The following is an 18,470-nucleotide window of genomic DNA, read 5'->3' on the forward strand; positions in this document are numbered from 1 at the left end:
AGAATCGATGACCGTGAGCACCGAGGTCCCGTCCGAGGTCCCGACCGACACCGTCCCCGCCGCGCCGGCCGACCTGCCGCATGCCGACAACGTCCCCGACGACTTCCCCGACCATGCGCTGGCGCGCGCCGTCGTCGACCTGTCCGCCGTGCGCGACAACGTGCGAGCCCTGGCCGGGCACGCGCCGGGCGCGGCGGTGATGGCGGTGGTGAAGGCCGACGGGTACGGGCACGGGATGCTGCCGGTGGCCCGGGCGGCGCTCGCGGGCGGTGCGACGTGGCTCGGGACGGCGGTGCCCGCCGAGGCGCTCGCGCTGCGCGCCGGCGGCGTGACGGCCGCGGACGCGCGCGTGCTCACCTGGCTCGCGACGCCGGGGGCGCCTTTCGACCGGCTCGTGGCCGCCGGCGTGGACGTCGGGGTCGCGGCCCCGTGGGCGCTCGACGAGGTGGCCGCGGGGGCGCGAGCCGCGGGCGAACCGGCGCGGGTGCACCTCAAGGTCGACACCGGCCTCGGCCGCAGCGGGATCATGCCCGCCGACCTGCCGGACGTCGTGCGCCGGGCGGCCGTGCTCGAGGCCGAGGGCGTGCTGCGGGTCGTGGGCGTGATGTCGCACCTGGCGTGCGCGGACGAGCCCGGGCACCCGTCGATCGCGCTCCAGGCGGCGGCGTTCGACGCCGCGGTGGCCGTCGTCGAGGCCTCCGGCGCGGCGCTCGAGGTGCGGCACCTCGCGAACTCGGCCGCCGTGCTCACGGACCCCCGGCTGCACTACGACCTCGTCCGCCCCGGCATCGCCGTCTACGGGCACTCGCCCGTGCCGCAGCTCGCCGCGCCCGGCGACCACGGGCTGCGCGGCGCGATGACGCTCCAGGCCCGGCTCGCCACGGTCAAGGACGTGCCGGCCGGGCACGGGGTGTCGTACGGGCACCACTACACGACGCCGCGCGACACCCGGCTGGGGGTCGTGCCGCTGGGCTACGCGGACGGCATCCAGCGGCACGCGTCGGGCGGCAGCCTCGGTGTCGGCGGGCCGGTGGGCGTCGGGAGCGGGGAGTCCGCCCGGGTGCTGCGCGTGGCCGGGCGGGTGTGCATGGACCAGTTCGTGCTCGACCTCGGACCCGACGCGACCGAGCACGCCGGCGACGTCGTCACGCTGTTCGGCGCGTCCGACGGCGTGGAGCGCGGCGCCGCACGTGGCGTCACGCTGCCGAACGCCGAGGACTGGGCCCGCGCGGCGGGCACCATCAGCTACGAGATCGTCACGGGCATCGGGGCGCGCGCGGTGCGCGTGTACACGGGCCTGGACGCGACCGACACGGAGACCTGGAAGGAAGTGCAGCGGTGAGCGACGTCGTCGTGCGGACCGAGACGGACCTGCCGGACGCGGAGGCGACCCGCGCGCTGGGGGCGGCCCTGGCCGGGGTGCTCAGGGCGGGCGACCTGGTGATCCTCACGGGGGACCTGGGAGCGGGGAAGACGACGCTCACCCAGGGCCTGGGGGCCGCGCTGGGCATCCGGGGCCAGGTGGCGTCGCCCACGTTCATCGTGGCGCGCGAGCATCCGCCGCTGCCGCGCGAGGACGGCTCCCGCGGCCCGGCGCTGGTGCACGTGGACGCCTACCGGCTCGGCGGCCTGGGCGAGCTCGACGCGCTCGACCTGGACTCGTCGCTCGACGAGTCCGTCACCGTCGTCGAGTGGGGACGCGGGCTGGCCGAGGCGCTCACCGACGACCGGCTCGAGATCGACCTGGAGCGCCCACGCGGCACGGCGGCCTCCGCCGACGGCGACGACGCCGACGAGGAGGCCGACCCCGGCGCCGGGACGCGCCACGCGACGCTGCGCGGCGTCGGCCCCCGCTGGGCCGACGTCGACCTGGCCGCCCTCACCGCGCGCTGAACCCGCCGGAGGGATCCAGCACGGACGGCGACTCCCCCGGCCGGGCCGCGGGAAACGTAGGCTGAGGCCGTGGCAGTTCTCGCATTGGACACCTCCGCAGCCGTCTCCGTCGCGCTCGTCGACCCCGGCGGCGCCCGGCTCGCCGCGCGGTCGGCCGACGAGCGCCGCCGGCACGCCGAGTCGCTGGCCCCGCTCGTCGACGCGGTGCTCGCCGACGCCGGCCTGGACCGCACGGACCTCACGGCCGTCGCCGTGGGCACCGGGCCCGCGCCCTTCACCGGCCTGCGCGTGGGACTGGTCACGGCGCGCACGCTGGCCCTGGCCCTGGGGATCGACGTGCTCGGCGTGCCGAGCGTCGACGCGGTCGCGGTACAGGCGGTCGCCGACCTGGGGCTGACGCCGGGCGACGAGGTGCTCGTCGCGACCGACGCCCGCCGCAAGGAGGTCTACTGGGCGCACTACCGCGTCGTCGCGCACGAGGGCCCGCACGGGGTCCCCGTCGTCGAGACCCTGGCCGGCCCGGGGGTGGACAAGGCCGCCGACGTCGCCGCGCGGCTCGCGGACGCGCCCGCCGACGGCGGCCGCCTGGTCGTCGTGGGGGAGGGCGCCACCCTGTACCCGGAGCACCTGCCCGCCGACGAGGACGCCCCGCTCGTCCCGGACGCCGCGGTGCTGGCACGGCTCGCGCTCGCCCGCCGCGCCGCCGGCGAGGAGCTGCCCACCGAGCCGCTGTACCTGCGCCGTCCCGACGTGCAGGAGCCCGCGCCGGCACGTCTCGTGCCCGCCACCGGGAGCCCGGCATGACCACCGAGCAGCCGACCACCGAGCCGGTCGCCGACGGGCCCGAGCGGCCCGCGCAGGAAGGGCTGCCCCGCACCGTGCAGCAGGTGTACGCGCCGTCGTGCCGGCTGCGCCCGCTGGCCAGCGCGGACTTCGACCGGGTGCTCCAGCTCGAGCGGGTGCTGTTCGGCGCGGGGGCGTGGACGTACGGGATGCTCGCCGACGAGCTGGCCGCCCTCGGCCGCTGGTACGTCGTCGCCGAGCCGGCGGGGCCGGACGCGGTCGCGGTGTACGGGGTCGGGCCGAAGCCGGTGGTCGGGTACGCCGGGCTGTGGTTCGACGGCGACGTCGCGCAGGTCATGACGATCGGTGTGGACCCGCACTACCAGCGGCACGGCGTGGGGCGCGCCCTGATGGAGGCGCTCGTCGAGCGCGCGCGCAAGCTCCGCGCGGAGGCCGTCCTGCTCGAGGTGCGCGTCGACAACGAGCCGGCGCTCGCGCTCTACGAGCGGCACGGCTTCGAGCGGATCGGGCTGCGCAAGAGGTACTACCAGCCGGAGGACAAGGACGCGTACACGATGCGCCTCGACCTGCGCGACCCGCACGCGCGACGAGGGGCGGCGTCGTGACCCGCGAGGACACGCCGCGCTCGCGGGTGCTGGTCTCGGTCGCGGAGCTCGCGGCGGACCTGCGGCTCAGCGCCGGGCCCGACCCCGCGGACGGCGCGCCGGTGCTGCTCGACGTGCGCTGGGCGCTGGGCATGACGGACGGCCGTGAGCGCTATCTCGAGGGCCACCTGCCCGACGCCGTCTACGTGGACCTGGAGTCCGAGCTCGCCGCGGAGGCGTCGCCGGAGGAGGGGCGCCACCCGCTGCCCTCGGCGTCCTCGTTCCAGCGCAGCGCGCGGGCGTGGGGGCTGCGGACCACGTCGCGCGTCGTCGTGTACGACACCGTGGGTGGCACGTCCGCGGCGCGGGCGTGGTGGTTGCTGCGCTTCTTCGGCGTGGACGACGTGCGCATCCTCGACGGCGGGCTGCCCGCCTGGGTGCGTGCGGGCCTGGCGCTGGAGAGCGGCGACGTCGTCCACGCGCCCGGCGACCTCGTCGTGCGTCCGGGGCACCTGCCGGTGCTCGACGCCGACGACGCGGCGGAGCTGGCCGAGACCGGGACCCTGCTGGACGCGCGGGCCGCCGAGCGGTACCGGGGCGAGACCGAGCCGGTGGACCCGCGGGCGGGCCACGTGCCCGGCGCCGTGAGCGCGCCGACCGCGGAGAACCTGCGCGAGGACGGCACGTTCCTCGACGAGGAGGCGCTCCAGGGCCGGTTCGCCGACCTGGGCCTGAGCGCGACCGACGAGGGCGACGACGCCGTGCTCGCCGTCGGCGTCTACTGCGGGTCGGGCGTGACGGCGTCGCACGAGATCGCCGCGCTGGCGTGCGCGGGCATCCCCGCCGCCCTGTACCCGGGCTCCTGGTCGCAGTGGTCGAACGACCCGTCGCGCCCGGTGGCCACGGGCGGGCGGCCCTAGCGTCGTCGTCCTTCCCGGTGCTCCCCGGGAGCCGTGTTAGCGTCGCATGTATACCGATCTGTATACACGGGAGGTCGAGCGATGAGCACGCCCGAGACGATGCACGCGGTCAGGATCCACCGGCACGGGGGCCCGGAGGTCCTTCAGGTGGAAGAGGTCGCCGTCCCGGCGCCCGGACCGGGAGAAGCCCTGGTCCGTGTGACCGCGGTGGCGCTGAACAACACCGACCTGTGGACCCGGGAGGGTGCCTACGGCAGGCCGGGCGACCCGACGGCCCTGTCGGGCTGGCGCGGCCCCGTCGACTTCCCGCGGACGCAGGGAGCAGACGTGGCGGGGCAGGTGGTGGCCGTCGGCGCCGGGTCGGACGCGGGCCTCGTCGGGCGTCGGGTCGTGGTCGACCCGGCGAGCTACGACGCTGCCGGCCGGGACGCCCACCCGGTCGGCCTCATGGGCAGCGAACGGGACGGCGGGTACGCCCGGTACGTGACGGCGCCCGCCGACCAGGTGCACGACATGACGGGATCGCCCCTCACGGACGACCAGCTCGCGACCCTGCCCACCGCCTACGGCACCGCGCTCGGCATGATCGAGCGCGGCGGGCTGCGGGAGGGCGAGACCGCGCTGGTCACGGGAGCCTCCGGCGGCGTCGGGCTCGCGCTCGTCCAGCTCGCCCGCGCCCGCGGGGCGCGCGTGCTCGCCGTGAGCAGCGGCACGAAGATCGACTCGGTGCGGGAGGCGGGCGCGCACGTCGTCGTGGACCGGGCGCAGGACGTCGTCGAGCAGGTCCGCGCGGCGGCCCCGGACGGCGTCGACGTCGCCCTCGACGTGGTCGCGGGCGACCTGCTGGGCGACGGTCTGCCGCTGCTGCGCGAGGGCGGCCGGTGGGTCGTCGCCGGGGCGCTCGGCGGGCACGAGGTGGCGTTCGACGTCCGCCGGCTGTACCTCCACAACGCCCAGGTCGTCGGTTCGTCGATGCACACGCGCGCGCACTTCGACCTGCTCATGGGCCTGGCGCGCGACGGCGCGATCGAGCCCGTGGTCGCGGCGACGTTCCCGCTGGAGCAGGCCGCGCGGGCGCAGGAGGAGCTGGCCCGCCGGGCGCACGTCGGGAAGATCGTGCTGCACCCGTAGGCGCGAGCCGGACAACGAACGGCCCGGTCCCCTGAGGGCCGGGCCGTTCGTGCGTCGTGGGGTCGCGGTCAGAGGACCTGCGCGACCTCGTCGAAGGAGAGGCGCGGGCCGCGCGGGTAGGGCGAGCCCTCGCCCTCGGCGTGCCCGACGTTGATGACGAGGAACGACTTCCAGCCGGACTCGGCGAAGAACTCGGTGTCGACGCCGTCGAAGTCCATGCCGTTCATCGGGCCGGCGGCGAGACCGGCGGCCCGCAGGCCCACGATGAGGTACCCGGCCTGGATGAGGGCGTTGTTGCGGGCCATCTGCTCGCGGACCTCCGCGGCGGGCTCCAGCTGCTCCTTCATGCCCGGGTAGGCGGGGAAGAGGGTGTCGAGGTGCTGGTGGAAGGCCGGGTCCGCGGCCAGCACCAGGGAGACCGGCGCGCCGGCGACGCGGTCCTTGTTGCCGTCGCCCATGTGGGCCACGAGGCGCTCGCGGGCGTCGCCCGAGCGCAGCACCAGCACGCGCAGCGGCAGCGTGTTCATCGCCGTCGGCCCGAACTTCGCCAGGTCCCAGGCGGAGGTGAGCTGCTCGTCGGTGACGGGCTCGTCGGTGAAGAGCGAGGTGGTGCGGGCGGCGCGGAACAGGAGGTCCGCCACGTCGTCGCCGACGGCGAGGGACGTGGAGGGGTGCGTGAGGGTCTCGGTCATGATTGCCGGAACACATAGATGCAGACGCATGATTCCGCCTCCGGCCGTGACGTGCCCCACAGGGGTCACAACGCCGTGAGCGGCTCGAAGTCGAACCCGTCGGCGCGTGCGAGGTAGAGCCGCTGCTCGGCGTGGTTGCCGTGGAACCGGACGAGGCCGCGCGGCCCCTCGTACGCGAGCCCGTCGACGGAGCGGTCGGTCGCGGCGACGGCGGCGCTTCCCGCCCGCTCGACGATCGACCGCAGCGCGAGGATCCCCTCGTAGCAGGCCTCCGCGGCGGCGCCGATCGCGGGCGCGTGCAGCCCGTGGTGCGCGGTGTAGCGGCCCACGAGGTCGAGGGCCTCGCCGGTCGCGAGGCTGCGGAACCAGCCGCCGGCCGAGTACAGGTTCGCCGTCGCGCCCGCGCCGCTGCCCATGAGCATGTTCTCCTCCATGAGGGTGCTGAGCCGCACCACCCGCTCGTGCAGGCCGCGCCGGGCGAACAGGCGGTTGAACCGCACCCCGTTCTGCCCCACCATCAGCAGCAGCACGCCCTCGGCGCCCGAGCGCTCCACCTCCTCGAGCGTGGCCGCCAGCTGCGCATGGCTCGCCCCCTGCTCCGGCAGGAAGCGCGCGCCCGCGAACCCCGCGCCGAGCCCGGCCAGCTGGGGCGCCAGCGCCGCGTACGTGCCCCGGGGCCAGGCGTAGTCGTCCCCGACGACGAACCACCGGCGCGTGCCCGCCTCGGCCCGCAGGCGCTCGATCGCGGGGAAGAGCTGCGCCGACGGCACCTCCCCGGTGACGTAGAGCCCGGGGCGCGTCTCCGCGCCCTCGTACGCCGCCGGGTAGACGTAGGGGACGCGGCGCTGCACGAGGGGGACGACGGCGCGCCGCACCGCCGACGTGTGCCACCCGGTGAGCGCGTGCAGGCGCCCGCCGTCGAGCGCCGCCCCGAGGCGCCGGCGGAGCCGGTCGACCGGCTGGCCGGCGTCGAGCAGCTCGGCGCGCACCGGGCGACCGAGGATGCCGCCCGCGGCGTTGAGCTCGGCGACCGCGAGCTCCGTGACGGCCTGGCACGAGGGGCCGTAGATCCCGCCCGGCCCCTGGAAGTGCAGCAGGACGCCGACGACGAAGTCCGACATGACGTCCCGTCCGCGCGAGGGACCCCGGTCCGGGCCCCGGCCTGTGATGGCCGGTAGTGTACGAGGGCGAGGGAAGGCGGGTCAGCATGCGGACGTCGACGCGGTCGGAGAGCCCCACGGCGAGCCTCGGTGCGCACGCGTCCGGGGCGGGTCCCGCGGCCGAGCTGCGGGGCTCCGTGGTGGCCGGGCGACGCGCCGCGCGTCGCGCGTCCGACGCCCTCGCACCGGCGGGCTGCACCCTCGACGAGTGGCTCGTGCTGGACGCGCTGCGGCGCCGTCCGGGCGCGACGATGTCCGAGCTGCGCGCCGCCACGGTCATGGACAAGGCGACCCTCGGGCGCCGCGTGGACGCGCTCGTCACCCGCGCGCTGGTGTACCGCGAGGTGGACGCCTTCGACCGTCGCGTCGTCCGCGTCCACCTGTCGTCCCGGGGGCGGGACGTGCTGTCAGGCCTCGACGCGCGGCTGGCGGAGGCGGAGCAGGGCGACCAACCACGCGACCAGTAGCACCCCGGCGAGCACCAGGCCGTACGGCTCGAGGCCGACCGACGCGCCCGGCACCCGGGCGAGCGCGGGCACGTGCTCCGCGGCCACCTGCAGCAGGGTCACGCCTCCGATGCCCACCGCGGCCGCCGCGGAGACGCCGGTGACCAGCACGTCGTAGCGCAGGCGGCCCCGCCCCGCGCCGACGCCTGCCTGGGCGTACGCGCGCCGGGCGGCGGAGCCCTGCACGGAGTCGAGCAGCGACATCCCCGCGGCGAACAGCACCGCCAGCGGCAGCGGTGCGTACCAGGGCACCTGACCGAGGGCCGTCGACGTCGTCATGGCGAGCAGGCCGATCTCCGTGGCGGTGTCGAAGCCGAGCCCGAACACGAGCCCCACGCCGTACATGCGGCCGGGCCGGTCGGTGGCCCAGGCGAACCGGCGCAGCGCCCACGAGACCGGGCCGCCCACGGCGTCGAGGTCGTGGTGGTGGTGGCCGGCGCCGCGGAGCGCGCGACGCAGCAGCAGCACGTTCACCACGGCGATCGTCAGCAGGAAGGTGCCCGACACCACGGGCCCCCACACGCCGGTGAACCGGCGCCAGGGCGACGACTCGTCCTCGAGGGCCGGGGCCAGCGCCTGCACCCCGACGGCGAGCAGCAGCGCGGCGCCCACGACCACCGTCGAGTGGCCGAGGGAGAACCACAGGCCCACCCCGCGGGCGTCGCGTCCCTCGCGCACGAGCCGCCGCGTCGTGTTGTCGATCGTGGCGATGTGGTCGGCGTCGAACGCGTGCCGCAGGCCGAGCCCGTACGCCGTGAGGGCCATGACGAGGGTGATCGCGCCGGACCCGCCGTCCAGCGCGAGGGTGGCGGCGAGGCCGCCGATCCCCACGACGTGCAGGGCGGCGACGACGAGGGCGGTCCGGGTCATACGTGCTCCAGACGTGCGACGGGCGGTACGGGCGGCTCCGGGACGTCACGGGCCGGTACGGGATGAGACCGGTGCAACGGGCTGAGATGAGCGGCGGGCCCGAGCCAGCGGGTCAGGGTGCCGCCGCGCTCCAGGCGCAGCGTCACGGCGCCGTCGGCCCCGGGCCCGCCGGCATCCGTGCCGGCGTCGGCACCGACATCGGCGTCACCGACGGGGTCGTCGTCGCCCGTGCCGCGCAGGTCGGTGACCGTGTCGACCACGCGCGTCCCGCCCAGCACCCCCGGCACGGGACGGTCGCCCGCGGCCACGACCTCCTCGACGAGCAGGGGCCCCTCGTCGTCGCGCACGCAGGAGCGCAGCACCACGCGGCCGCCACGCTCGCCGCCGCGTCCCAGCACGACGGTCTCGCGCAGCCGCAGCCGCGCGCCGGCGCCGAGGACGGCGTCCGTCGACCGGGTCACGTCCGCGCCCGTGGACACGACGAACGGCAGGCCCTCCCAGTCGAGCCGCGCGCCGGGCCCGAGGTGGACCTCGACGTCCCAGCGGCACGGGACGCCCTCGCCGTCGTACGCGACCGTGCCGCCGACGTCGGTGAGGGTCAGCGCGCACCCGTCGGCCACGCGCACCTGCACCGTCACGTGGTCGCCGCCGAGCAGCACCGCCCCGGTCGCGACCAGCGCCACCTCCGCGCGGGCCGCGGCGCGCGCGACGGTCCGCGCGGCGAGCAGGCCGTCCCGGGTGCGTACGCGCACGGGGGCGCCCGGCACGGCGCCCGGGAGGACCTCGACGAGCGTGCGGCGCGCCTCAGTGCGCGTGGGTGTGCGCATGCTCGTGCCCGTGCGACCGGTCGCCGTCGTCATGGCTGTGCAGGACGCCCCCGCCGTCGGGGTCGGCGTGGAAGTGCGGCGCCATCGGGCCGGGGTCCTGCGCCACGTGCTCGCCGCCGCGGAACCGCTCCAGGACGCCCAGGAGCCACGCGCGCAGCGCGGCGACGGAGGCGTCGTCGGTGCGCGACAGCGCGACGACGGCGCGGCCCTCGCGGGCGGCGGACGCGTCGGCGACCATCCGCTCGACGTCCACGCCCACGTACGGCGCGAGGTCGGTCTTGTTGACCACGAGCAGGTCGGCGCGGCCGATGCCGGGCCCGCCCTTGCGCGCGACGTCGCCGCCGCCCGCGACGTCGAGCACGAAGATCTGCGCGTCCACCAGCGCCGGGCTGAACGTGGCGGTGAGGTTGTCGCCGCCCGACTCGATGACCACGAGGTCGAGGGGCGCGAAGTCGCGCTCGAGGTCCTCCGCCGCGAGGAGGTTCGCCGTGACGTCGTCGCGGATGGCGGTGTGCGGGCAGGCGCCGGTCTCGACCGCGCGGATGCGCTCGGGGTCCAGGACGCCCGCGGAGCGCAGGAACCGCGCGTCCTCGTCGGTGTAGATGTCGTTGGTGATGACGCCGATCCGCAGCTCGTCGGCCAGCGCGCGGCACACGGTCGCGATCAGGGAGGACTTGCCGACGCCGACCGGGCCGGCGACGCCCAGGCGCAGGGCACGGGCGGGGGTCGCAGGGGTCGCGGGGGGAGTGGTCTCAGGCACGGAACAACCTCTGGGTCGTGAGGGCGTGGGCCTCGGCCCAGCCCTCGGTCAACGGGGCGCCGGAGGCCGGGATGTCCTCCGGGGTGGCGCACGCCGCGACGCGGAGCACGTGCTCCTCCGCGGCGGCGCACGCGTCCAGGACCCACCTCGCCGGGGCGAGCGGGTCCAACGGCTCGAGCTTGAGCAGGGCCGACGCCGCCGTCTGGGCGTCGTCGTAGACGGTCAGGCGGACGACGTCCGCAGGCGGGAGACCGGCGGCCGCGCAGATCGCGCCGAGCACGACGGCGCGCGGCAGCGCGCCGGTGCCGTGCGGGACGACGTGCCCTGCGCTCTCCCGGCGACGGCTCGCCGCGTCGTGGCGGACGACGAGGCGCACCGCCGCGCTGTCCGGCCACAGCGTGCGCGCGACCCGCAGGTACCCGCGGCCCAGCAGGCGCGACGCGTCCCGCAGGGCGGGGGAGGGCGTCCGCGCCGCCCAGGCGCGCACCACCCCGTCGACCCGGACGTCCGGCGCGTCGACGGCCCCGGCGGCGGACCCGTCGTCGTCGACCGCGGTCGCGCGGGGCTCGGCGTCGGCAAGCAGCCGCGCGGTGACCACCGCCGTGCCGGCCTCCACGAGGCTCACCGTCGTCGCCCGCCCGACCATCCACGCGGCGACGTCGGCCGGCGGCATCCCGCCGCGCAGCGCCGGCTCCAGGCTCGCGGAGTGCGCGTGCCCGCCGCCGGGCAGGCGGGCGTCCGCGAGCAGCAGCGCGACCGTGGTGGGGTGCGGGGACAGGAACGACATGGGCGGCCCTAGAACATCGAGTAGAGCTGGGCCAGCGGCAGCCGGACCGCGGGCGCGGGCTCCACCAGGTCGCCGTCCACGCGGATCTCGAACGTGTCGGGGCGGATGTCGATCTCCGGCAGCGCGTCGTTGTTGCGCATGTCGGCCTTGGTGACGTCGCGGGTGGGGGCGACGGGGGCCAGGTCGCGGCGCAGGCCGAGCCGCCCGGCCAGGCCGTCCTCGATCGCCGCCGGCGCCACGAACGCGAGCGAGGTGTCCGCGCCGATCGCGTCGCCGAAGGCCGGCCGCTGCAGCACCGGCTGCGGGGTGGGGATGGACGCGTTCGGGTCGCCGAGCGCCGCCCATGCGATGACGCCGCCCTTGATCACGAGCTCGGGCCGGAACCCGAAGAACCGGGGGTCCCACAGCACGAGGTCGGCCAGCTTGCCCGGCTCCACCGAGCCGATGTGGGCGTCGACGCCGTGCGCGACGGCCGGGTTGATCGTGTACTTCGCGACGTACCGGCGGGCGCGCTCGTTGTCCGCCGGCTCGGCGCCCGACAGCGGCCCGCGGCGGTGCTTCATCACGTGCGCCACCTGCCAGGTGCGGGTGATCACCTCGCCGATGCGGCCCATCGCCTGGGCGTCGGAGGAGGTGATGGAGATGGCGCCCAGGTCGTGCAGCACGTCCTCGGCCGCGATCGTGGAGGCCCGGATGCGCGACTCGGCGAACGCCAGGTCCTCGGGGACGGCGGGGTTGAGGTGGTGGCAGACCATGAGCATGTCCAGGTGCTCCGCCACGGTGTTCACGGTGTGGGGGAGGGTCGGGTTGGTCGACCCCGGCAGCACGTGCGGCAGGCTCGCGATCGTGAGGATGTCGGGGGCGTGCCCGCCGCCCGCGCCCTCCACGTGGTACGCGTGGATGCCCCGGCCGTCGATCGCGTCGATCGTGGACTGCACGAACCCGGCCTCGTTGAGCGAGTCGGAGTGCAGCGCCACCTGCAGGCCCCACTCGTCCGCGGCCCGCAGCGCGGCGTCGAGGGCCGCGGGGGTGGAGCCCCAGTCCTCGTGCACCTTGTAGCTCGCCGCCCCGGCCAGGGCCTGCTCGGCCAGGGACGCGGCGCTGACGGTGTTGCCCTTGCCCAGCAGCAGCACGTTGAGCGGCAGGTGGTCCAGCGCGCGCAGCACCGAGCGCAGGTGCCAGGCGCCGGGCGTCACGGTGGTGGCCTTCGACCCCTCCGAGGGGCCGGTGCCGCCCCCGGCGACGGTCGTGATGCCGGTGGCCAGCGCCTCGTGCAGCGCCGACGGCGACAGCAGGTGCACGTGCGGGTCGAAGCCGCCGGCAGTGAGGATGCGGCCCTCTCCCGAGATCACGTCCGTGGACGGCCCGATCACCAGGTCGGGGTGCACGCCGTCCGCGACGTCCGGGTTGCCCGCGCGGCCGAGCGCGACGATCCGCCCGCCGCGCAGCCCGACGTCGGCCCGCACCACGCCCCACCAGTCGAGCACGACGACGCCGGTGATCACGGTGTCGGGGGCGCCCTCGGCGTGGGTGCGGGTGGACTGCGCCATCGACTCCCGGATGGACTTGCCGCCGCCGAACACCGCCTCCTCGCCGCCGACCGTGCGGTCCTCGGTGACCTCGATCCACAGGTCGGTGTCGCCGAGGCGCAGCTGGTCGCCGACGGTGGGCCCGTACAGGGCCGCGTAGCGCTCGCGGTCGATCCAGACCATCAGTCCTCCTGCTCCTCGTGCGACTCCGCGGCCTGCGGGGTCGGCACGGCGCCGAGTGCGCCGTCGTCGTGCTTGCCCCGCTGGATGCCCGGCACGCGCCGCGCCCCGCGGATCGTCACCAGGTCGACCTCCCGGCTCACGCCGGGCTCGAACCGCTGCGAGGTGCCGGACGGCACGTCGAGCCGGAACCCGTGCGCGGCGGTGCGGTCGAAGCGGAGCGCGTCGTTCGCGTCGGGCAGGTGCACGTGCGAGCCCACCTGCACCGGCCGGTCGCCGGTGTTCTCCACGACGAGGCGCAGCCGCTCGTGCGGGGGGCGCACGTTGAGCTCGAGGCGGCCGGGGGCGACGCGGGTGGCGCCGGGGCCGGCGGTGGCGTGTGCGGACACGGGTCCTCCAGTCGGGTCGGGGTCAGGGGATCGGGTGGTGCAGCGTGACGAGCTTGCGGCCGTCGGGGAAGGTGGCCTCGACCTGCACGTCGACGAGCATCTCGGGCACGCCGTCCATCACCTGCTCGCGGCCCAGCACCTCGCGCCCGTCCTGCATGAGCGTCGGGACGTCGGCGCCGTCGCGGGCCCGCTCGATCACCCAGCACGACAGCAGGGCGACCGTCTCGGGGTGGTTGAGCCGGACGCCGCGGGCGAGGCGGTCGCGCGCGACCATCCCCGCCACGGCGAGCAGCAGCTTCTCGGTGTCGGCGGGGGTCAGGTGCACGGTTCCTCCTCGGCTCGGACGGCGGCTCGCACGGCGGCTCGGACGGCGGCTCGCACGGCAGGTCGGCTCACAGCGCCATCGCCTCGCGGGCGCCGGCGAGGGCGTCGACGCCGCCGCCCGCCCCCCGGTGGGTCACGCGCCCGGACGCCAGCACGGCGTACTCGGCCGCGTGCTCGACGGCGTAGCCGAGGTGCTGCTCGACGAGCAGCGCGGACAGCCCGCCCTCCGCCGTCAGCGTGGTGATCGCCGCGTAGATCTCGCTCACGACGTTCGGCTGGATGCCCTCGGCGGGCTCGTCGAGCACCAGCAGCCGAGGGCCGGTGACGAGCGCGCGGGCGATGGCGAGCTGCTGGCGCTGGCCGCCGGACAGCAGCCCCGCCTGACGGCCGAGCAGCTCGCGCAGCGCGGGGAACAGGTCGAGCGCGTCGTCGGTGCGGCGACGGCCGGCGGTCCCGTGGGCGTCCGCGACCACCTGCAGGTTCTCCCGGGCGGTGAGCTGGCCGAAGGACTGCTGGCCCTGCGGCACGTACGCGATCCCCGCGCGCACCCGCCGGTGGGTCGGCCACCGCGTGACGTCGTCGCCGGCCAGGCGCACGGTCCCGGCCCGTGCGGGCAGCAGGCCGAGCACGGCCTTGAGGAGCGTCGTCTTGCCCGCCCCGTTGTGGCCGAGGACGGCGGTCAGCGTGCCGTCCTCGACGGCGAGGTCGACGTCGTGCACGACGGCCGTGCGGCCGTACCCCGTGCTCACGCCGCTCAGCTCGAGCATCATGCGCGTCCCTCCGTGGTCGTGGCGTCGGCCGTGCCTCGGTCTCCGGCCGGGGAACCGAGGTACACCTCGACGACGGCCGGGTCCTGCTGCACCTCGGCCACCGTCCCCTCGGCGAGGACGCGGCCCTGGTGCATGACGGTCACGGAGTCGGCGTACGAGCGCAGGAACTCCATGTCGTGCTCCACGACCACCACGACGCGCTGCGAGCCCACCCGGCGCAGCAGCTCGCCGGTCTCCTCGCGCTCCGCCTGGGTCATGCCCGCGACGGGCTCGTCGAGCAGCAGCAGGTGCGCGTCCTGCACCAGCAGCATCCCGATCTCGAGCCACTGCTTCTGGCCGTGCGCGAGGACGCCGGCCGGGACGTCGCGCAGCGCCGCGAGGCCGACCGTCTCCATCGCCTGCTCGACCGCCTCCGGGACGCCCCGGCGACGGCGCAGCATCGTCGTCGGCCGGCGGCGGGCGCCCGCGGCGATGTCGAGGTTCTGCAGCACGGTGAGCTGCTCGAACACGCTCGCGGTCTGGAACGTGCGGCCCACGCCCGCGCGGGCGACGCGGTGCGTGGCCCTCCCCAGCAGCTCCGTCCCGCCGAACCGGGCCGACCCGGCGGCGGCCCGCACGAGGCCGGTGACGGCGTCGATGAGCGTCGTCTTGCCCGCGCCGTTGGGCCCGATGAGGAACCGCAGGTCGCCCTGGGTGACGGTGAGGTCGACGTCGCGCACGGCGACGAACCCGCCGAACTCGACCCGCAGGCCGCGCACCTCGAGGTAGTCGTGGCGGAACCGGGCGGTGTCGTCCCCCAGCAGCGCGTCGGCGGCGGCGAGGTCGATCTGCTCGGTCTGCTCGGTCTGCTCGCTCATGCGCGGCTCCCTTCGGGCAGGAGGTCGGAGGCCGGGGCGTCGTCCGGCGCGGCCGGCTCCGCCCCGCGGGCGGCGCGGCGCCGGCGGCGCAGCATCGGCACGACCGACGCCAGGCCGCCGGGCAGGAAGGCGACGACCAGGACGAACAGCGCCCCCTGGAGGTAGATCCAGCCGGAGGGGAACTGCTCGGACAGCGACGTCTGCGCCCAGCTCACGGCGACGGACCCGAGGACCGGGCCGAGCAGGGTCGCCCGGCCGCCGATGGCGACGCCGACGAGGAAGGCGATGGACGGCACGACGCCGACGTCGGCGGGGGAGACGATCCCGACGATCGGCACGAAGAGCGCCCCGCCGACCGCCGCCATCACGGCCGCGACCACGTAGACGACGGTCTTCACGGCCGCCGGGTCGTAGCCGAGGAACCGGACCCGGTCCTCCTGGTCGCGGACGGCGACGAGTACCTCGCCGAACCGCGACACCATGAGCTGGCGGGCGACGACGACCATGACGAGCAGCACCCCGGCGGCGATCAGGTAGAGCATCCGCTGGTTGACCGGGTCGGCGAGGTCGTAGCCGAAGAACGACCGGAACCCGTTCAGCCCGTTGGTGCCGCCCGTCGTCTGCTGCTGGCCGATCAGGAGGATGGCGAACGCGGCGGCGAGGGCCTGCGACAGGATCGCGAAGTACGCGCCCCGCACGCGCCGCGTGAAGACGGCCCAGCCGAGGGCCGCGGCGAGCGCGGCGGGCACGAGCACCACCAGGGCGAGGGCGACGACCGGCGAGCGCAGGGGCTCCCACCAGCCGGGCACCTCGCCGGTGCCGTACAGCAGCATGAAGTCGGGGACGCCGCCGGGGCCGGCGTCGGCCAGCTTGAGGTGCATCGCCATGACGTAGGCGCCCAGGCCGAAGTACACCCCCTGGCCGAGGGTGAGCAGACCGCCGCGGCCCCAGGCGAGGCCGATGCCGACGGCCACCATGGCCAGGCACAGGAACTTGCCGAGCAGGCCGAGCCGGAACGGGCTGAGCAGCACCGGCGCGACGGCGAGGAGCAGGACGGCGGCGAGGCCGAACCCGGCCAGGGCGCGTGCCCGGCCCGGGCGGAGGAGAGCGGACAACCGTGCGGTGCGGGTGCTCGTGCCCGTCATGCGAGGCTCCTCGTCCGGACCGAGACCAGGCCCTGGGGTCGTACCTGCAGGAACGCGACGATGACGACGAACACGAGGACCTTCGCGACGGACGCCGTGGTGGAGTACTCGAAGAACGCCTGCATCAGGCCGAGCGCCGTCGCGGCGATCACCGTGCCCTTGATCTGCCCGATGCCGCCGGCCACGACGACGAGGAACGCGTCGACGATGTAGCCGGTGCCGAGCGTCGGTCCGACCGAGCCGAGCAGCGTCAGCGCGACGCCGGCGATCCCGGCGAGCCCGGAGCCGACGAAGAAGGTGAGCCGGTCGGTGGCCCGCGACGAGATGCCGGAGGCCTCCGCCAGGTCACGGTGCTGCACGACGGCCCGGATCCGGCGCCCGAGCGGCGTGGCCCGCAGCACGAGGGCCAGCACGACGACGCACGTCACCGCCAGCGCGAGGATGAAGAGGCGCGTCTTCGGCAGCGCGAGGCCGCCGACGGTGACCGCACCCGACAGCCAGCCGGGCGCGGCCACGTCCACGTTGGGGGCGCCGAACACGTCCCGCGCCACCTGCTGCAGCAGCAGGGCGACGCCCCAGGTGACGAGCAGGGTGTCGAGCGGCCGCCGGTACATGCGGTGGATGAGCGTGGCCTCGAGCAGCAGCCCGAGCGCCCCGCCGACGAGGAAGCCGAGCGGCAGCGACACGAGCAGGCTCGCGCCCGGGTCGCCGAGGAGCCCCTGGATCACGAACGCCGTGTAGGCGCCCGCCATCATGAACTCGCCGTGGGCCATGTTGATCACGCCCATCTGACCGAACGTCAGGGCGAGGCCCAGGGCCGCGAGCAGCAGCACCGAGCCGAGGCTCAGGCCCGCGAAGAGCTGGGAGAGGAGGGTGTCCATGTCGTGTCCGCCGCCCCCGGCTCAGGAGAGCCCGTCGGCCCAGTCGTAGCCCTCGAGGAACGGGTCCGGCTCGATGGGCTCCTCGGAGCTCCACTCGGTGTGGATGAGCCCGTCCGCGCCGATGCGCCCGACGAGCGCCGTCTTGGCGACGTGGTGGTTGTCGCCGTCCACGACGACGGTGCCCTCGGGGGCGTCGAAGGTGACGCCGTCCGCGGCCGCCTGCACGTCCGCGACGTCGAAGGACTCCGCCTTCTCGACCATCGCCTTCCACAGGTACAGCGAGGTGTAGGCCGCCTCCATCGGGTCGGACGTCACGCGGTCGTCGCCGTACTCGGCCTGGAACGCCTCGACGAACGCGTCGTTCTCGGGGCTGTCGACCGTCTGGTAGTAGTTCCAGGCGGTGAGCTGGCCCTCGATGTTGTCCACGCCGATGCCACCCACCTCCTCCTCCGCGATCGAGACGGAGACGACGGGCATGTCCTCGGCGGACAGGCCGGCGTTGTTGTACTCCTTGAAGAACGCGACGTTGGAGTCGCCGTTGAGGGTGTTGAACACCGCGTCGGCCCCGGCGGCCTTCACCTTGTTGACGATGGTGGAGAAGTCCGTGTGGCCCAGCGGCGCGTACTCCTCGCCGACGATCTCGATGCCGTGCGCCTCGGCGTACGCGTTGATGATCTTGTTCGCGGTGCGCGGGAACACATAGTCGGAGCCCACGAGGAACAGGGACTTCGTGCCCTGCTCGGCGAGGTAGTCCAGGGCCGGCACGATCTGCTGGTTGGTCGTGGCGCCCGTGTAGAAGATGTTCTCGGAGGCCTCGAGCCCCTCGTACTGGACGGGGTAGAACAGCAGCGAGTCGTTCGCCTCGAAGACCGGCAGCATGGCCTTGCGCGACGCCGACGTCCAGCCGCCGAACACGGCCGCGACGCAGTCGCTGGTGATGAGCTTGGTCGCCTTCTCCGCGAAGACCGTGGGCTCCGACTGGCCGTCCTCGGAGACGACCTCGAGCTGCTTGCCGAGCACCCCGCCGTCCGCGTTGATCTCGGCAGCGGCCAGCTGGAGCGCGTCGTGCACGGTCTGCTCGGAGATCGCCATCGTGCCCGACAGCGAGTTGAGGAAGCCGATCTGGACCGTGTCGCCCGAGGTGTCGACGCAGCCCGCGGCCGCGGAGGCCGAGGCGTCGCCGCTCGCCGCGTCCACCCGTGCCCCGCAGGCCGAGAGGGCCGCGACGGCGACGACGGCGAGCGAGGCGACGACAGGTCGGGTGGTGCCGGTACGCGTGCCGGTACGCGTGGTGCCCGTGCTGCTTCGAGGACGCATGGTGCTCCTTCGTGGCCGTGGCCCGTGGGCCCGATGAGGTGCGGACGAACCCGGTGGGCCAGGCCCGGTTAGGTTCAGATGAACCCAAGTACGCCCACGTGTCCCCGCGGTGAGTTCGGTGTCACCATCGTGTTACGGCTGGTC

The 18,470-nt window shown here is 75.5% G+C and carries 21 protein-coding genes; 7 read left to right on the forward strand and 14 right to left on the reverse strand.

All coding sequences use genetic code 11. The annotated features are described in order from the left end of the window. Positions 1–7: 7 nt before the first annotated feature. From alr to ACFVS0_RS16915, 6 genes are all read left to right on the forward strand, one after another. Complete coding sequence (gene alr / locus ACFVS0_RS16890; protein WP_430588597.1) at positions 8–1,342, forward strand: alanine racemase; 1,335 nt, start codon at positions 8–10, stop codon at positions 1,340–1,342. Then, a complete protein-coding gene (gene tsaE, locus ACFVS0_RS16895) occupies positions 1,339–1,893 on the forward strand; it encodes a tRNA (adenosine(37)-N6)-threonylcarbamoyltransferase complex ATPase subunit type 1 TsaE (protein WP_430588598.1) in 555 nt (184 codons plus the stop codon). Before alr ends, tsaE begins: the two co-directional genes overlap by 4 nt. 69 nt (positions 1,894–1,962) lie before the next feature. Then, positions 1,963–2,697, forward strand: coding sequence for a tRNA (adenosine(37)-N6)-threonylcarbamoyltransferase complex dimerization subunit type 1 TsaB (gene tsaB / locus ACFVS0_RS16900; protein WP_430550470.1), 735 nt, complete (start codon positions 1,963–1,965; stop codon positions 2,695–2,697). After that, complete coding sequence (gene rimI, locus ACFVS0_RS16905) at positions 2,694–3,302, forward strand: ribosomal protein S18-alanine N-acetyltransferase (protein ID WP_430550469.1); 609 nt, start codon at positions 2,694–2,696, stop codon at positions 3,300–3,302. The genes tsaB and rimI overlap by 4 nt, the downstream gene beginning before the upstream one ends. Then, entirely contained in the window at positions 3,299–4,201 is a 903-nt protein-coding gene (locus tag ACFVS0_RS16910) for a sulfurtransferase (protein WP_430550468.1), read from the forward strand. The genes rimI and ACFVS0_RS16910 overlap by 4 nt, the downstream gene beginning before the upstream one ends. A gap of 81 nt (positions 4,202–4,282) precedes the next feature. Next, complete coding sequence (locus tag ACFVS0_RS16915) at positions 4,283–5,332, forward strand: zinc-binding dehydrogenase (RefSeq protein WP_430588599.1); 1,050 nt, start codon at positions 4,283–4,285, stop codon at positions 5,330–5,332. A 68-nt stretch (positions 5,333–5,400) separates the two neighbouring features. Here ACFVS0_RS16915 and ACFVS0_RS16920 read toward each other — a convergent pair whose 3' ends face one another. Both ACFVS0_RS16920 and ACFVS0_RS16925 read right to left on the reverse strand, forming a co-directional pair. Then, positions 5,401–6,024 carry a malonic semialdehyde reductase gene (locus ACFVS0_RS16920; protein ID WP_430550466.1) on the reverse strand — a complete coding sequence of 208 codons (624 nt, stop codon included), beginning with the start codon at positions 6,022–6,024 and terminating at the stop codon, positions 5,401–5,403. Positions 6,025–6,089: 65 nt separating this feature from the next. After that, positions 6,090–7,145 (reverse strand): substrate-binding domain-containing protein, encoded by a 1,056-nt coding sequence (locus ACFVS0_RS16925; protein ID WP_430564245.1) that lies wholly within the window; start codon positions 7,143–7,145, stop codon positions 6,090–6,092. A gap of 86 nt (positions 7,146–7,231) precedes the next feature. On the opposite strand from ACFVS0_RS16925, the gene ACFVS0_RS16930 reads away from it, so the two are divergent. Next, on the forward strand, positions 7,232–7,651 hold the full coding sequence (locus ACFVS0_RS16930) for a MarR family transcriptional regulator (RefSeq protein WP_430564244.1): 420 nt from the start codon (positions 7,232–7,234) through the stop codon (positions 7,649–7,651). Here the strand turns inward: ACFVS0_RS16930 and ACFVS0_RS16935 are convergent. The 12 genes from ACFVS0_RS16935 to urtA all read right to left on the reverse strand — a co-directional run bounded on the left by ACFVS0_RS16935 (position 7,592) and on the right by urtA (position 18,326). Continuing rightward, positions 7,592–8,560: a HoxN/HupN/NixA family nickel/cobalt transporter gene (locus tag ACFVS0_RS16935; RefSeq protein ID WP_430588600.1), complete on the reverse strand. Its 969-nt coding sequence runs from the start codon at positions 8,558–8,560 to the stop codon at positions 7,592–7,594. The genes ACFVS0_RS16930 and ACFVS0_RS16935 overlap by 60 nt on opposite strands. Continuing rightward, entirely contained in the window at positions 8,557–9,387 is an 831-nt protein-coding gene (locus tag ACFVS0_RS16940; protein ID WP_430588601.1) for an urease accessory protein UreD, read from the reverse strand. Before ACFVS0_RS16940 ends, ACFVS0_RS16935 begins: the two co-directional genes overlap by 4 nt. Further along, the gene (ureG, locus tag ACFVS0_RS16945) at positions 9,365–10,147 is read right to left on the reverse strand and encodes an urease accessory protein UreG (RefSeq protein ID WP_430550461.1); all 783 of its coding nucleotides are present in this window, start codon (positions 10,145–10,147) and stop codon (positions 9,365–9,367) included. The genes ACFVS0_RS16940 and ureG overlap by 23 nt, the downstream gene beginning before the upstream one ends. Continuing rightward, the gene (locus tag ACFVS0_RS16950) at positions 10,140–10,934 is read right to left on the reverse strand and encodes an urease accessory protein UreF (protein WP_430586482.1); all 795 of its coding nucleotides are present in this window, start codon (positions 10,932–10,934) and stop codon (positions 10,140–10,142) included. The genes ureG and ACFVS0_RS16950 overlap by 8 nt, the downstream gene beginning before the upstream one ends. 8 nt (positions 10,935–10,942) lie before the next feature. Further along, the gene (locus tag ACFVS0_RS16955) at positions 10,943–12,646 is read right to left on the reverse strand and encodes an urease subunit alpha (RefSeq protein ID WP_430588602.1); all 1,704 of its coding nucleotides are present in this window, start codon (positions 12,644–12,646) and stop codon (positions 10,943–10,945) included. Beyond that, positions 12,646–13,032, reverse strand: coding sequence for an urease subunit beta (gene ureB, locus ACFVS0_RS16960; protein WP_430550458.1), 387 nt, complete (start codon positions 13,030–13,032; stop codon positions 12,646–12,648). The genes ACFVS0_RS16955 and ureB overlap by 1 nt, the downstream gene beginning before the upstream one ends. 22 nt (positions 13,033–13,054) lie before the next feature. Beyond that, positions 13,055–13,357, reverse strand: coding sequence for an urease subunit gamma (locus ACFVS0_RS16965; RefSeq protein ID WP_430550457.1), 303 nt, complete (start codon positions 13,355–13,357; stop codon positions 13,055–13,057). A gap of 67 nt (positions 13,358–13,424) precedes the next feature. After that, a complete protein-coding gene (locus ACFVS0_RS16970; protein ID WP_430588603.1) occupies positions 13,425–14,126 on the reverse strand; it encodes an ATP-binding cassette domain-containing protein in 702 nt (233 codons plus the stop codon). Next, positions 14,123–14,983, reverse strand: a complete 861-nt coding sequence (gene urtD / locus ACFVS0_RS16975) for an urea ABC transporter ATP-binding protein UrtD (RefSeq protein ID WP_430564237.1) — start codon at positions 14,981–14,983, stop codon at positions 14,123–14,125. Before urtD ends, ACFVS0_RS16970 begins: the two co-directional genes overlap by 4 nt. Further along, positions 14,980–16,128: an urea ABC transporter permease subunit UrtC gene (urtC, locus tag ACFVS0_RS16980; RefSeq protein WP_430588604.1), complete on the reverse strand. Its 1,149-nt coding sequence runs from the start codon at positions 16,126–16,128 to the stop codon at positions 14,980–14,982. Before urtC ends, urtD begins: the two co-directional genes overlap by 4 nt. Continuing rightward, positions 16,125–17,009: an urea ABC transporter permease subunit UrtB gene (gene urtB / locus ACFVS0_RS16985; protein WP_430588605.1), complete on the reverse strand. Its 885-nt coding sequence runs from the start codon at positions 17,007–17,009 to the stop codon at positions 16,125–16,127. The genes urtC and urtB overlap by 4 nt, the downstream gene beginning before the upstream one ends. 21 nt (positions 17,010–17,030) lie before the next feature. Continuing rightward, positions 17,031–18,326, reverse strand: coding sequence for an urea ABC transporter substrate-binding protein (gene urtA / locus ACFVS0_RS16990; protein WP_430564235.1), 1,296 nt, complete (start codon positions 18,324–18,326; stop codon positions 17,031–17,033). Between the last annotated feature and the right edge of the window lie 144 nt (positions 18,327–18,470).

Origin of the sequence: Isoptericola sp. NPDC058082, from assembly GCF_042885055.1 — a bacterium.
Taxonomy (GTDB): Bacteria; Actinomycetota; Actinomycetes; order Actinomycetales; family Cellulomonadaceae; genus Isoptericola.

Bases quoted from the DNA above. Each gene is read 5' to 3' on its own strand.
- ACFVS0_RS16950 (WP_430586482.1), bottom strand. From the start codon at position 10,934: ATGTCGTTCCTGTCCCCGCACCCCACCACGGTCGCGCTGCTGCTCGCG.
- urtC (WP_430588604.1), bottom strand. From the start codon at position 16,128: ATGACGGGCACGAGCACCCGCACCGCACGGTTGTCCGCTCTCCTCCGC.
- ACFVS0_RS16935 (WP_430588600.1), bottom strand. From the start codon at position 8,560: ATGACCCGGACCGCCCTCGTCGTCGCCGCCCTGCACGTCGTGGGGATC.
- ACFVS0_RS16970 (WP_430588603.1), bottom strand. From the start codon at position 14,126: ATGATGCTCGAGCTGAGCGGCGTGAGCACGGGGTACGGCCGCACGGCC.
- ACFVS0_RS16915 (WP_430588599.1), top strand. From the start codon at position 4,283: ATGAGCACGCCCGAGACGATGCACGCGGTCAGGATCCACCGGCACGGG.
- ACFVS0_RS16940 (WP_430588601.1), bottom strand. From the start codon at position 9,387: ATGCGCACACCCACGCGCACTGAGGCGCGCCGCACGCTCGTCGAGGTC.
- urtA (WP_430564235.1), bottom strand. From the start codon at position 18,326: ATGCGTCCTCGAAGCAGCACGGGCACCACGCGTACCGGCACGCGTACC.
- ACFVS0_RS16925 (WP_430564245.1), bottom strand. From the start codon at position 7,145: ATGTCGGACTTCGTCGTCGGCGTCCTGCTGCACTTCCAGGGGCCGGGC.
- rimI (WP_430550469.1), top strand. From the start codon at position 2,694: ATGACCACCGAGCAGCCGACCACCGAGCCGGTCGCCGACGGGCCCGAG.
- urtB (WP_430588605.1), bottom strand. From the start codon at position 17,009: ATGGACACCCTCCTCTCCCAGCTCTTCGCGGGCCTGAGCCTCGGCTCG.
- ACFVS0_RS16920 (WP_430550466.1), bottom strand. From the start codon at position 6,024: ATGACCGAGACCCTCACGCACCCCTCCACGTCCCTCGCCGTCGGCGAC.
- ACFVS0_RS16955 (WP_430588602.1), bottom strand. From the start codon at position 12,646: ATGGTCTGGATCGACCGCGAGCGCTACGCGGCCCTGTACGGGCCCACC.
- urtD (WP_430564237.1), bottom strand. From the start codon at position 14,983: ATGAGCGAGCAGACCGAGCAGACCGAGCAGATCGACCTCGCCGCCGCC.
- ACFVS0_RS16930 (WP_430564244.1), top strand. From the start codon at position 7,232: ATGCGGACGTCGACGCGGTCGGAGAGCCCCACGGCGAGCCTCGGTGCG.
- alr (WP_430588597.1), top strand. From the start codon at position 8: ATGACCGTGAGCACCGAGGTCCCGTCCGAGGTCCCGACCGACACCGTC.